Origin of the sequence: Herbiconiux sp. VKM Ac-2851 (assembly GCF_013205105.1) — a bacterium.
Lineage (GTDB): Bacteria > Actinomycetota > Actinomycetes > Actinomycetales > Microbacteriaceae > Herbiconiux > Herbiconiux flava.
The window spans coordinates 462,516-475,434 of sequence record NZ_JABMLJ010000002.1 but is presented as its reverse complement, the minus strand read 5'-3'; the positions used below and the strand labels follow the sequence as shown (position 1 = coordinate 475,434).

The 12,919-nt window shown below is 70.9% G+C and carries 10 protein-coding genes; 2 read left to right on the top strand and 8 right to left on the bottom strand.

Features of this window, described 5'->3' with window-relative positions; genetic code table 11:
* Positions 1–37: 37 nt before the first annotated feature.
* Positions 38–2,215 (bottom strand): ATP-dependent Clp protease ATP-binding subunit, encoded by a 2,178-nt coding sequence (locus tag HQQ85_RS08930; protein ID WP_173182169.1) that lies wholly within the window; start codon positions 2,213–2,215, stop codon positions 38–40.
* 131 nt (positions 2,216–2,346) lie between these two features.
* Between HQQ85_RS08930 and mptB (HQQ85_RS08925) the strand changes: the two genes are divergently transcribed.
* Together mptB (HQQ85_RS08925) and mptB (HQQ85_RS08920) are read left to right on the top strand one after the other, a co-directional pair.
* The gene (gene mptB / locus HQQ85_RS08925; protein ID WP_173182168.1) at positions 2,347–3,882 is read left to right on the top strand and encodes a polyprenol phosphomannose-dependent alpha 1,6 mannosyltransferase MptB; all 1,536 of its coding nucleotides are present in this window, start codon (positions 2,347–2,349) and stop codon (positions 3,880–3,882) included.
* A gap of 80 nt (positions 3,883–3,962) precedes the next feature.
* Positions 3,963–5,594, top strand: a complete 1,632-nt coding sequence (gene mptB / locus HQQ85_RS08920; RefSeq protein ID WP_173182167.1) for a polyprenol phosphomannose-dependent alpha 1,6 mannosyltransferase MptB — start codon at positions 3,963–3,965, stop codon at positions 5,592–5,594.
* Here mptB (HQQ85_RS08920) and HQQ85_RS08915 read toward each other — a convergent pair.
* The 7 genes from HQQ85_RS08915 to HQQ85_RS08885 form a co-directional block, all read right to left on the bottom strand.
* The gene (locus tag HQQ85_RS08915) at positions 5,566–6,813 is read right to left on the bottom strand and encodes a class I SAM-dependent methyltransferase (protein WP_371741825.1); all 1,248 of its coding nucleotides are present in this window, start codon (positions 6,811–6,813) and stop codon (positions 5,566–5,568) included. The two genes, mptB (HQQ85_RS08920) and HQQ85_RS08915, sit on opposite strands and share 29 nt — an antisense overlap.
* Positions 6,814–6,822: 9 nt before the next feature.
* A complete protein-coding gene (locus HQQ85_RS08910) occupies positions 6,823–7,356 on the bottom strand; it encodes a hypothetical protein (RefSeq protein WP_173182166.1) in 534 nt (177 codons plus the stop codon).
* A gap of 110 nt (positions 7,357–7,466) precedes the next feature.
* Complete coding sequence (locus tag HQQ85_RS08905) at positions 7,467–7,898, bottom strand: heat shock protein transcriptional repressor HspR (protein ID WP_173182165.1); 432 nt, start codon at positions 7,896–7,898, stop codon at positions 7,467–7,469.
* A gap of 94 nt (positions 7,899–7,992) precedes the next feature.
* Positions 7,993–8,982: a DnaJ C-terminal domain-containing protein gene (locus HQQ85_RS08900; RefSeq protein WP_173182164.1), complete on the bottom strand. Its 990-nt coding sequence runs from the start codon at positions 8,980–8,982 to the stop codon at positions 7,993–7,995.
* Positions 8,975–9,574, bottom strand: coding sequence for a nucleotide exchange factor GrpE (locus HQQ85_RS08895; RefSeq protein WP_173182163.1), 600 nt, complete (start codon positions 9,572–9,574; stop codon positions 8,975–8,977). Before HQQ85_RS08895 ends, HQQ85_RS08900 begins: the two co-directional genes overlap by 8 nt.
* Positions 9,575–9,577: 3 nt before the next feature.
* Complete coding sequence (gene dnaK / locus HQQ85_RS08890) at positions 9,578–11,449, bottom strand: molecular chaperone DnaK (protein WP_173182162.1); 1,872 nt, start codon at positions 11,447–11,449, stop codon at positions 9,578–9,580.
* A 163-nt stretch (positions 11,450–11,612) separates the two neighbouring features.
* Entirely contained in the window at positions 11,613–12,887 is a 1,275-nt protein-coding gene (locus HQQ85_RS08885) for a S1C family serine protease (RefSeq protein WP_173182161.1), read from the bottom strand.
* Between the last annotated feature and the right edge of the window lie 32 nt (positions 12,888–12,919).

Below are 12,919 nucleotides of genomic sequence, written 5' to 3'. Positions count from 1 at the left end.
CGAGTAGTTTCTACTCAGCCACGAGATCGGGTTCGGGCTACTCCACGAGGGCGTCGGAGGGCGCAACCGTGAGGGCGTCGCCCGAGGGGGCGACGTCGACGCGCACCGTGTCCCCGTCCCGCACCGCGCCCGACAGCAGCGCCCGCGCGAGACGGTCGTCGATCTCGTGCTGCATCAGCCGCCGCAGCGGCCGAGCCCCGTAGATCGGGTCGTAGCCGTGCGAGGCCAGCCAGGTACGCGCATCCGGAGTCACCGCAAGCGACAGCCGCCGCGACGCCAGCCGGCGCGAGAGCCGGTCGACGTAGAGCGAGACGATCTGGGCCAGGTCGTCGGCCGAGAGGGCCGAGAACACGACGATGTCGTCGAGCCGGTTGACGAACTCGGGCTTGAAGGTGGCGCGCACCGCGTCGAGCACCAGCGAGCGGGCCGAGGACGGCGAGAGCGACGGGTCGACGAGGTACTGCGAGCCCAGGTTCGACGTGAGGATGAGGATCGTGTTGCGGAAGTCGACCGTGCGGCCCTGACCATCCGTCAGCCGGCCGTCGTCGAGCACCTGCAGCAGCACGTCGAAGACCTCGGGGTGGGCCTTCTCGACCTCGTCCATCAGGATGACCGAGTAGGGCCGGCGGCGCACCGCCTCGGTCAGCTGGCCACCCTGCTCGTAGCCGATGTAGCCGGGAGGGGCGCCGAGCAGCCGGGCGACCGAGTGCTTCTCGCCGTACTCCGACATGTCGATGCGCACCAGCGCCTTCTCGTCGTCGAACAGGAACTCGGCGAGCGCCTTGGCGAGCTCGGTCTTGCCGACGCCGGTGGGGCCGAGGAAGAGGAACGACCCGGTGGGGCGGTCTTCGTCGGCGATGCCCGCGCGGGAGCGGCGCACCGCATCCGCCACCGCGCCGACGGCCTCGCGCTGGCCGATCAGCCGGCGGCCGAGCTCGGTCTCGAGCTTCAGCAGGCGCTCGGTCTCGCCCTGGGTGAGGCGATCGACCGGGATGCCCGTCCACGCCGCGATGACCGCGGCGATGTCGTCGGAGCCGACCTGGTCGTTCACCATGCGCTCGGCACCGTCGGCGCCGAAGCCCGCCGTCTCGGCGTCTTCCGCCGAGGCTAGGGAGCGCTCGAGCACCGGGATCTCGCCGTACAGCAGCCGCGACGCGCGCTCGAGGTCGCCCTCGCGCTGCGCCTTCTCGGCGCGCATGCGGGCGGCGTCGAGCTTCTCCTTGAGCTCGCCGACCCGGTTGAGGGCGGCGCGCTCGCGATCCCAGCGCTCCTGCAGCCCGGCGAGCTCGGCCGAGCGGGTCGCCAGGGTGGCGCGCAGGGCGGCGAGGCGCTCCTGTGAGGCCTCGTCCTTCTCCTTCTTCAGCGCGAGCTCTTCCAGGCGAAGGCGGTCGACCGAGCGGCGCAGCTCGTCGATCTCGACGGGAGCCGAGTCGATCTCCATGCGCAGCCGCGAGGCGGCCTCGTCGATCAGGTCGATGGCCTTGTCGGGCAGCTGACGGCCCGGGATGTAGCGGTTCGACAGCGCGGCCGCGGCGACGAGGGCGGAGTCGGCGATCGAGACCTTGTGGTGCGCCTCGTAGCGCTCCTTCAGGCCGCGGAGGATCGCGATGGTGTCCTCCACCGACGGCTCACCCACGAAGACCTGCTGGAAGCGACGCTCCATGGCGGCGTCCTTCTCGACGAACTCGCGGTACTCGTCGAGCGTGGTGGCGCCGATCAGACGCAGCTCGCCGCGCGCGAGCATCGGCTTCAGCATGTTCGAGGCGGCGACGGAGCCCTCTCCGCCACCGGCGCCCATGAGGGTATGCAGCTCGTCGATGAAGGTGATGATCTGGCCGTCGGCGTCGTTGATCTCCTTCAGGACGGCCTTGAGGCGCTCCTCGAACTCGCCGCGGTACTTGGCTCCGGCCACGAGGGCCGCGAGGTCGAGCGAGACGAGCTGCTTGCCCTTCAGCGAGTCGGCGACGTCGCCGGCCACGATGCGCTGGGCGAGGCCCTCGACGACGGCGGTCTTTCCGACGCCGGGCTCGCCGATGAGCACGGGGTTGTTCTTGGTGCGACGGGTCAGCACCTGGCTGACGCGGCGGATCTCGGCGTCACGGCCGATCACGGGGTCGAGCTTGCCGCTCGCGGCGATCTCGGTCAGGTTGACGCCGTACTGCTCGAGTGCGCTCTGGCGCTCGTCGCCGTTCGGGGTTCCCTGGTTCGTTGCCATTCGGTGTGGTTCTCCTGCTGTATCTCAAAGACTTGAGTCGGGTTGACTCAACTTATCAGAACGTTCGGGCGGCCACCAGCATTCCCGCGGAGTTCGGCTGTTGTCCATTCCACCGTGGTAAGAACAGGAACGTGCGCGTTCTCTCCCCCTCGGTGCGATTCCTGCTCGGCCTCGCCGGGTCGATCGCCATCGCCCTCGGCTCGTTCGGGGTGGGCTGGATCGGCCCCGACTCGACGCTGCACGACTGGGCCGCGCTGGAGTTCATCCGCAACTCGCGCGGGGGTGTCACGATCGCCGGGCTGCTGGTGGTGCTCGGCGCCCTGATGCTGCTGGTCGCGTGGATCGCGCTCGGCCTCTCCCTGCTCGAACGGCGGAACGGCAGCGGCAGCGGCAGCGGCAGCAGCAGCAGCAGCAGAAGCACCACCGCCGCCCGCCGCACCTCCCTCAACGAGGTCGTGGCCTCCGCCGCCGCCTGGGGCGCCCCCCTGCTCGTCTCGCTCCCCCTGTTCAGCCGCGACATGTTCGCCTACGTCGGCCAGGGCCGCCTGATGGCCGCGGGCCTCAACCCCTACACCTCCGGCATGGCCGCCCTGCCCGGCTGGTACGGCATCGGCGTCGACCCGCTCTGGGCCGACACGAGCACCCCCTACGGCCCCGTCTTCGTCTGGCTCGAGCGTGTGGTCGTGCAGTCGACGGATGCGCTTCCCACCGAACTGGCCGTCTTCGCCTTCCGCCTGCTGGCCGCTGCCGGCCTCGCGATGCTGGCGTACTACGCCTGGCGGATCGCGCGCCTCCGCGGCCTGAACGAGGCCGGCGTGCTGTGGATCGTGGCGGCCAGCCCCCTCGTCATCATGAACTTCGTGGCGGCCGGCCACAACGACTCGATCATGCTCGCCTTCATCGTCGGAGGCGTCTACTACGCCCTCCGCGACCGCCCGCTGCTCGGCACCGTGTTCATCGCGGTCGCGATCGGGGTGAAGCCGATCGCGCTGATCGCGCTGCCGATCATCGGGCTGATCTGGGCCGGTTCGGCCGCGGGGTGGGGCGCCATCGTCCGCCGCTGGGCCGCGGTCGCCGGAATCGCGCTGGGCGGCCTGGCACTGGTCGGCTGGAGCCTGGGCATCGGCATGGGCTGGCTGGGAGCGCTCGCCACGCCCGTGAGCATCTCGTCGTGGTACGCCCCCGCGAGCATCCTGGGCATCGGTGTCGGCGGTCTGTTCCAGGGCATCGGTCTCGACGGCGGTCTCGCGCAGGAGATCGTGAAGCTCGCCCTGCTGGGGGCCGGATGCACGCTGGCCGCGTACCTCGTGATCGCCCGGCGCCGCCTCGAGCCGCTCACCCTGCTGCTCGGCGTGTTCGCGGCGATCGTGCTCGCGTCGCCGGTGATCCACCCCTGGTACGGGCTGTGGCTGCTGACGCTGCTCGCCCTGACCGGCGCCGAGCGCCTCTGGAGCATGCGCACCGTCGTGTACTCGACCGTGTTCTTCATGCTGATCGGTCTGACCGAGCCGCTCGACCTCATCCCGCGGCTCGAGACCGACACGCGCATCCCGGTGATCATCATCGGCGTGGCGCTCGTGGGGGCCACCGCGGTGCTGATCGGCAGCGAGCTGCTCGTGCGGCGACGCCGTGCGGTGCTCGGGTTCCGGATGCCCGAGCTGGCCTAGCCCGGCCGGCCGCCCCCGCGCGGCCGCTCGGCCCCGCGCGGCCGTTCTGCGCCGTCGCGGCGCCCGTGGTAAGACATACTGTGCTCTCCGCCCACCACCGCCTCCGTCTCGCGATCGGGCTCGTGGGGTCGCTGATGATCCTTGCAAGCTCCTCCGTCGGGGGCTGGCTGGCTCCGGGATCGGGGCTCTGGGACGTCGAGCTCATGGCCGTGCTCCGCAACAGCCGCGGGGCCGTGTACGTCGCCGCGATGCTCGTGGTCGGCGGGGTGCTGATGCTGATGTTCGCCTGGCTGTCGCTGGGGCTGTCGCTGCGGCGGCGCGGAGTCAGCGACGGCAGCGACGCGAACGGCGACGGCCGCGACTCCGACGCCCACGCGGACGGCCGCCTGCGCCGCGTCGTCACCTCGATCGCCGTCTGGGCCACCCCGCTCCTGTTCGCCCTGCCGCTGTTCAGCCGCGACAGCTACGCCTACATCGGCCAGGGCCGCCTGCTCGCCTCGGGCCTCGACCCCTACGCGCACGTGATGGCCGATCTGCCGAACTGGTACGAAACCGGCGTCGACTACAAGTGGTCGACCACGGTCACGCCCTACGGCCCCGTCTTCGTCTGGCTGCAGAACATCGTGGTTCGGGCCACGGATTCGCTGCCGCTCGAGGTGACGCTCCTCGCCACCCGGCTCGTGGCCGTCGCAGGCCTCGCCCTGCTGATCCACTACGCCTGGCGCATCGCCCGCCTGCGCGGCTACGACGAGGCCGCCGTGGTCTGGGCCGTCGGTGCGAGCCCGCTGGTGCTGATGGACTTCGTCGTCTCCGCCCACAACGACGCCCTGATGATCGGGCTGATTGTGGCAGGCACGTACCACGCGCTGCAGCGGCGGCCCCTGCTCGCCGCGGTGCTCATCGGACTGGCCATCGGGGTTAAGCCGATCGCGGTGGTCGCGCTGCCGGTGATCGGCATCATCTGGGCGAGCCGCCGGGCCGACTTCGGCTGGCCCCGCCTGATCGCCTGCTGGGCCGCCGTCTCCGCCGTCGCCGTCGGCGGGGTCGTCGCGTTCGGCGTCGGCATCGGATCGGGCCTCGGCTGGGCGATCGGCCTCGGCACCCCGCTCGAACTCGGCTCGTTCTACTCGCCGTCGCGCATCCTCTCGCTCGCCGCCCGCGACCTGGCGAACGGCGCCGGCCTCGACGGGGCGCTCGCGCAGCGCGTGGTGGTCTGGGCGTTCCTGGCGGCCGGATGCGCGATCGTGGCGTTCCTCGTCACCGTGAAGCGGCGCAGCGACCCGCTCTGGCTGCTCGTCGGCAGCTTCGCCGCGATCGCCCTCTGCGCACCGCTCCTGCACCCCTGGTACGCCCTCTGGGTGCTCAGCCTGCTGGGGGTCGCGGGCATCCGCCGGCCGTGGCAGCTGCGCGTGCTCGTCTACGCCACGGCGTTCTTCGCGATGGTCGGCATCTACGGCGAGCAGCTCGACATGATCGACCGCATCCGGGCCGATCCGGGCATCCCGACCCTCTACGGCTGGGTCGGGGTGATCGGCTCGGCCGTGCTGCTGGTGATCTTCGAGCTGGCCCTGCGCCGGGCACGGCGACGGATGCCCGCCGGCACGCCCCCCGAGGTGCCGATGCTCGCGACCGTCCCGGCCCGCGCCTCGGCCACCGGCCGCGCCCGGCCCGCCGACGCCCCCGTCAGCGCTTCGTCGACACCATCACCGTGAACTTGGCGTTGCGCGCCACCTGACGTGTCTCGCCGACGGCGCGCTGCAGGGCGGCGCGGTAGGAGAGGTGGGAGTTGAAGACCGTCCACAGCTCGCCGCCCGGGGCGAGCACGCGGCCCGCCGCCTGGAACAGCTTCAGCGCGATGCCCGCGTGCACGGTCGAGCCCTGGTGGAACGGCGGGTTCAGCAGCACGAGCTCCGCACTGCCGTCGTCCAAGGTGCTGAGGGCGTCGTCGCGCACGACCTCCACGTTCTCGACGTCGTTGGCCGCCATGGTCGCGCGGGCCGACTCGACGGCCGCCGCCGACTGGTCGGTCGCGAACACGGTGAGCTCGGGGCGGGCGCGCGCGAGATAGGCGCTCAGCACCCCGGTGCCGCAGCCGAGATCGACGGCGGTGCGCGCATCCGCCCGCATCTCGCCGAGGTGCTCGAGCAGGAAGCGGGTGCCGATGTCGATCTTCGTGCCGGCGAAGGCGCCGCCGGTGGCGCAGACCCAGAGGCCGGGGGCGGGCTCGGCGTGGAACTCGCGGCGCATCGCCACGGGCTCGGCGTGCGGATGCGGCTCCGACGCCACGAGCACCCGCGACTTCTGGCGGGCGAGAGTCGCGGTGACGCGCCCGAACGAGCGCTCGAGCACCTCGTTCATCGCGGGGGTCATGTGCTTGAGGCGGCCGCCGGCGTAGACGACGACCTCGGGGTCGGCCCAGGCCGCGATCGCGTGCGCCAGCTCGTCGAGCTCGGCGAGCGAGCGGGGCAGCTGCATCAGCACCACCCGGGCGCCCGCGAGTAGCTCGGGGCCGAGGGGCAGGTTCTCGAAGCGGTCACCGAGATCGCGATCGGATGCGCGGCGCGCGTTCTCGGCGAGGGCGAGCTCCCCGGCCCGCGAGTCCTGGTGCACGCGGACGCTGCGCAGGTCGAGCACCGCCGCCGCCCCCAGCGTCAGGGCGCCGTAGGAGTCGCCGATCACGACGACCCGGCCCACGTCAGCGGTCTTCCCGTCAGCGGTCTTCCCGTCAGCGGTCTTCCCGTCAGCGGTCTTCGCGCCCGTCGCGGCGGCCTTCGTCGTCGTCGTTGCCGCAGCCTTCGCGGCCTTCGCCTCGACCTCGAGCGCGCCGAGCGCCTCGTCGAGGATCAACCGGTCGCTCGCGTCGGCGGCGAACAGGTTGTCGGCCTCGACGTCGGGATGTCGGCGGAGGGCGTCGAACGAGAACTCTGGCACGCCTCAACGTTACGGGGTGCGCCCCTCCACCCCCGAACCCTCCGTCGGCTCAATGTCGGCGAACGCCACCGCGAACAGCACGGAGATCGCCGTCGACAGCAGCACCCCTGTCGCGGAGACCAGCACCACCGCCGTCACCGCGATGTCGTCGACGTACTCGCCCGACCAGATCACGAGGGCCGAGAACATCCCGATCATCACCGCGACCCACCCGGCGACCACCGTCAGCACCGCCACGAGCACGGTCGACAGCGCGAGCGACCACGACACGACCGACCGGGCCCGCCGCAGCCCGCCCCGCCGCAGCAGCGCCGTGCCGGCGAACCACGCCCCGCTCAGCACCACGACGGCGAGCGCCAGCACGAGCCAGCCGCCGACGCTCTGCTCGGCCTCGTCCCACCCGCCGATGCTCCACCAGCTGAAGCCTGCGACCAGCACGGCGAGTGCGCACCCGTCGATGAGCCCGGCGAGCGCGGCCGCGCCCACCTGCGCCCGGTCGACAGACCGTCGCCGGCCCGTCCGCTGCGGCGAAGGAGTCGTCATCCCCCCAGCTTCGGGCCACCCGCCTCACTCGTCAATGAGTAATCGTCAGCAGAAGACGTGAGCCCAAGGTGTGTTGGTCGACAGCGAGCGAGGGTGAGAAAAGGCGCTGGTCAGAGCTCGACGTCGGGGCGCGGGGTCCATACGACGAGCTCGGTGCGGCGCTGGGTGCGGGTGCCGTGCTTGAGCGAGATGACCTCGCCCTCGACGCCGGCCGCGAAGACGCGTCGGCCGGGGCGGTTGAGGAGCTCGTCGGCGAGCGCGCCCTCGAGCTCGCGCACGCGAGCCCCGAGCTGGGCGACCTGGTTCTCGAGCTGCAGGATGCGCGCGATGCCCTCGAGGGAGACGCCCTCCGACGACAGCCGGGCGATCTCGCGCAGCTGCACGACGTCGCGCATCGAGTAGCGGCGGGACTTGCCCGCCGTGCGGGTGGGACGAACGAGCCCCAGGCGGTCGTACTGGCGCAGCGTCTGCGGGTGCATGCCCGCGAGCTCGGCCGCGACCGCGATGGCGAACAGCGGCGAGTTCTCGTCGACCCCGTCCATCTCGCCCTCCGTTCTGTTCTGAATTCCGTTTCGTGCTGAATGAGTGAAATGCGAGAAGCCCCGGCCGCTCCTGATGAGCGGCCGGGGCCGTTCGCTACTCCCGCGCCTTCTCGAGCAGCTCGACGCGCGGGTTCTCGGGCGGCTCCACCGCGTGGAACGCCTCGAGCGCCTCGCGCTGGGCCGGCGACAGGTGCGACGGCACCGCCACCTGCACCACCGCGAGCAGGTCGCCGGTGCCCTTCGAGGTCGAGACCCCGCGGCCCTTCACCCGCAGCACGCGCCCCGAGGGGGTGCCCGCCGCGACCTTGAGCTTGACGGGGGCACCGCCCAGCGTCGGCACCTCGATGGTGGCGCCGAGCGTCGCCTCGACGAACGTGACCGGCACGTTCACCCTGAGGTTCAGCCCGTCGCGCTCGAAGACCGGGTGCTTCCGCACCGAGACAGTGAGCACGATGTCGCCGGGCTCCCCGCCGTCGGGCGAGGGCTCGCCCTTGCCGCGGAGCTTGATCTTCTGCTGGTCGGACACGCCCGCCGGGATCTTCACCGTGATCGGCTTGCCATCGGCTGTCTGCAGCTTGATGGTGTCGCCCTTGACCGCGGTGACGAAGTCGATGGTCGTGCGCGCCGTGACATCGCGACCCCGGGTGGGGCCGTAGGCGCCGCCGAAGCCGGCGCGCCCGCCGCCCCGCCCGAACATGCCGCCGAGGATGTCGTCGAAACCGCCCGGAGCCTGCTGGTAGCTGTAGCTCTGCCCGCGGGCACCGCCACCGCCCTGACCGAACATGCCGCCGAAGACGTCTTCGAAGCCTCCGGCCTGGCCGCCGCCGCCCGCCGTGAAGCGAGCGCCCGAGCCCATGGCCCGGATCTGGTCGTACTCCTTGCGCTGCTCCGCGTCGGAGAGCACCGAGTAGGCCTCGCTGATCTCCTTGAACCGGGACTCGGCCGCGGCGTCGCCCTGGTTCGAGTCGGGGTGGTACTGCCGGGCCAGCTTGCGATAGGCCTTCTTCAGCTCGGCGTCGGAGATGTCTTTCGACACCCCGAGCACCTTGTAGAAGTCCTTGTCGAACCAGTCCTGGCTAGCCATTGGGCACCGCCACCACGACCTTGGCGGCGCGCAGCAGCGTTGACCCGAGGTAGTAGCCCGACTCCACCACGTCGGCGACGGTCGGAGCCGTCACGTCGTCGGTGGGCTGCTGGAAGATCGCCTCGTGGATCTGGGGGTCGAACTCCTCGCCCGCGGTCGCGAAGGGCTTGAGGCCCACGCGCTCGACGGCCGAGCGGAGCTTGCTGGCGATCGCGGTGAACGGACCGCCCTCCTCGAGGTCGCCGTGCTTCGCAGCCCGGTCGAGGTCGTCGAGGACGGGCAGCAGCACCTTCACGACGTCGCCGACGGCGCGCTCGCGATCGCTGTCGCGGTTCGCCTCGGTGCGCTTGCGGTAGTTGGCGTACTCCGCGGTCACCCGCTGCAGGTCGGCCAGCCGCTCGGCGGCCAGCTCGTCGGCCGAGCTCTGCCCCGAGAGGAACGAGAGGTCGGCGTCGGAGAGCGAGGTCTCCACATCTGGTCCTTCAGCCTGGATAGGTCCTTCTCCCTGGGGGAAGGCCGAGCCGGGGGTCTCCTCCTCGGAGGCCCCCGACTCGTCAGCAGGCTGACGACCGTTCTGGTTGTCGTCAGTCATGGATTACTTGCCCTTCGGCTCGTCTTCGTCTTCGACGACCTCGGCGTCGACCACGTCGTCGTCGTTGTTCGACGTCGACTCGGTCGGCTCCCCCTGCTCGCCGGCAGGCGCCGAGGCGTCGGCCTGTGCAGAAGCATAGATGGCCTGGCCGAGCTTCTGCTGGCTCTCGGTGAGCTTGTCGAACGCCGTCTTCACGGCCCCGTCGTCCTCACCCGCGAGCGCGGTCTTCAGGGCGTCGACATCGGCCTGCACGTCGTTCTTCACGTCGTCGGGCAGCTTGTCGGCGTTGTCCTTGATGAGCTTGTCGGTCGAGTACGCGAGCGTCTCGGCCTGGTTGCGCACCTCGGCGGCCTCGCGGCGCGCCTTGTCTTCGGCGGCGTGCTCCTCGGCCTCGCGCACCATGCGCTCGATGTCCTCCTTGGGCAGCGACGAGCCGCCCGTGATGGTCATCGACTGCTCCTTGCCGGTGCCCTTGTCCTTCGCCGAGACGTGCACGATGCCGTTCGCGTCGATGTCGAAGGTGACCTCCACCTGCGGGATGCCGCGGGGGGCCGGGGCGATGCCGGTGAGCTCGAAGGTGCCCAGGTTCTTGTTGTCGCGGGTGAACTCGCGCTCGCCCTGGAAGACCTGGATGGCGACCGACGGCTGGTTGTCGTCGGCGGTCGTGAAGGTCTCGCTGCGCTTGGTCGGGATGGCCGTGTTGCGCTCGATGAGCTTCGTCATGATGCCGCCCTTGGTCTCGATGCCGAGGGACAGCGGGGTGACATCGATGAGCAGCACGTCCTTGCGCTCACCCTTCAGCACACCGGCCTGCAGGGCGGCGCCGACGGCGACGACCTCATCGGGGTTGACGCCCTTGTTGGGGTCCTTGCCACCGGTGAGCTTCTTGACGAGCTCTACCACGGCGGGCATACGGGTCGATCCACCGACGAGCACCACGTGGGCGATGTCGTTGACCGACACGCCGGCCTCGGCGATCACGTCGCGGAAGGGCTTCTCGGTGCGGGCGAGCAGGTCGCTCGTCAGCTCCTCGAACTTGGCGCGGGTGAGGGTGGCGTCGAGGTTGGCGGGGCCGTTCTCGGTGAGCGAGAGGTAGGGCAGCGTGATGCTGGCCGACATGCCGGAGGAGAGCTCCTTCTTGGCCTGCTCCGCGGCCTCCTTGAGGCGCTGCAGGGCGATCTTGTCCTTCGAGACGTCGACGCCCGTGGTGTCCTTGAACTGCTTGATCAGGTACTCGACGACCCGCTGGTCCCAGTCGTCGCCGCCGAGGCGGTTGTCGCCCGAGGTCGAGCGCACCTGGATGGTCGAGAAGTCGTCGTCCTTGCCCACTTCGAGCAGCGACACGTCGAACGTTCCGCCACCGAGGTCGAAGACGAGGATGAGCTCGTCCTCCTTGCCCTTGTCGAGGCCGTAGGCCAGGGCGGCCGCGGTGGGCTCGTTGATGATGCGCAGCACGTTCAGGCCCGCGATCTCGCCGGCCTCCTTCGTGGCCTGGCGCTCCGAGTCGTTGAAGTACGCGGGCACGGTGATGACCGCGTCGGTCACGGTGTCGCCCAGGTACGACTCGGCGTCGCGCTTGAGCTTGCCCAGGATGCGGGCCGAGATCTCCTGCGGCGTGAGCTTCTTGCCGTCGATGTCGGCCTTCCAGTCGGTGCCGATGTGGCGCTTCACGCTGGAGATGGTGCGGTCGACGTTGGTGACGGCCTGGCGCTTCGCGGTCTCACCGACGAGCACCTCCCCGTCCTTGGCGAACGCGACGACGGAGGGCGTGGTGCGGAAGCCCTCCGCGTTGGCGATGACGGTGGGCTCTCCACCTTCGAGCACGGCGACCACCGAGTTGGTGGTACCGAGGTCGATTCCTACTGCACGAGCCATGTGGCTGTTCTCCTTCTGTCGGTAGTGCTGAATACTGAAAGCCTGTGAGGCTTGAGCCTCGTGTGCTCAAGTTTTCCACCCGCGCCATCCGGCGTCAAGTCCAGGTGTCAAAACTTGAGTGCATACGACTCAACTCTCAGTGGTCCTTCAGTATTCCCCGGCGTCAGGCTGCCGGGCCGGCGATCAGGGTGACGTCCACGGTGCCGCTGGTTCCGGATGCGGTGGTCACCGCGAGCGACACCGTCTCGCCGGGCTCCATCCCGCCGAGCACCGCGGTCAGCTCCTCGGCCGAGGCCACCGCCGTGCCGTTCACCGCGGTGATGACGTCGCCGGCAGCGAGTCCCGCGGTCGCCGCGGGAGCGCCCTCGATCACCGAGGCGACGCCGGCTCCGGCACTCGCGCCCGCGTCGGCCACGCCGATGCCGAGGAAGCCCGGGTAGCCGATCTCGACGGTGGCGGTGTCGGCACCGGCCTCGATCTGGGCGACGATGTCGAGCGCATCCTCGATCGGGATCGCGAAGCCGGTGATGTCGGCCGTTCCCGAGGAGGCGGCGGTGTCGATGCCCACGACCTCGCCGTCGGCGTCGAGCAGCGGGCCCCCGGAGTCGCCCGAGACGATGTCGGCGTCGATCCGGATCAGCCCGTCGAGCGTCTCGCCCGAGATGCCGTACTCGCTCTGCGTGGTGATGGTCTGCTCGAGTGCCGCGACGGTGCCGGCGGCGGCCACGAGGTCACCCGTGCCCTGGGCGTTGCCGACGGCCGTGACCGCGTCGCCCGCCGCCAGGGTGCCGGAGGTGTCGAGCGCGGCCGTGGTGAGGCCGCTCGCGCCGTCGAGCTGCAGCACGGCGATGTCGTGGGTCTTGTCGGTGCCGACGACCGTGGCGGAGTAGCTCTCACCCGTCAGCTCGTCGGTGACCCGGATGCTCGTCGAGCCCTCGATCACGTGGTTGTTCGTGAGGATCATGCCGTCGGAGGTCAGCACGATGCCGGTGCCGGCCGACTGGGCGCCCTGGTAGCCAAGGTCGGAGACGATGGTCACGACGCCGGCGGTCTGCGCGGCGGAGGCGGCGACCGCGGAGGTCGGGGTGCCGGTGGAGGCGCCCGAGGACGAGCCCGTCCCGCGGCCGTACGGCGACGGGTAGCCGGAGCCCGGCAGCTGCGTCGACGGCAGCTCGACGACGGTCGACGACGTGCCCGTCTGGGTGGAGGCGGCGGTCGCGGCGGCGAGCCCAGAGGCATACGAGGCGCCGCCCACGATGAGCAGTGTGGCGGCACCGAAGGCGGTGAGGCTCGAGACGATGGCGACGCGTCCGCGCCGGCTCCGCCGCCGGGCGGCGCGGTTCGGAAGAGAAGGGGCGGGCTGCGCGAAGTGCACGGGCCCGTCCGGGGTGTGGGCGATGAGCTGGGGCGGGAGATCACGGGGGTCGGTGTCGGTCATGCCTCCATTTCACGGCGGCCGCCCGAAGGCCG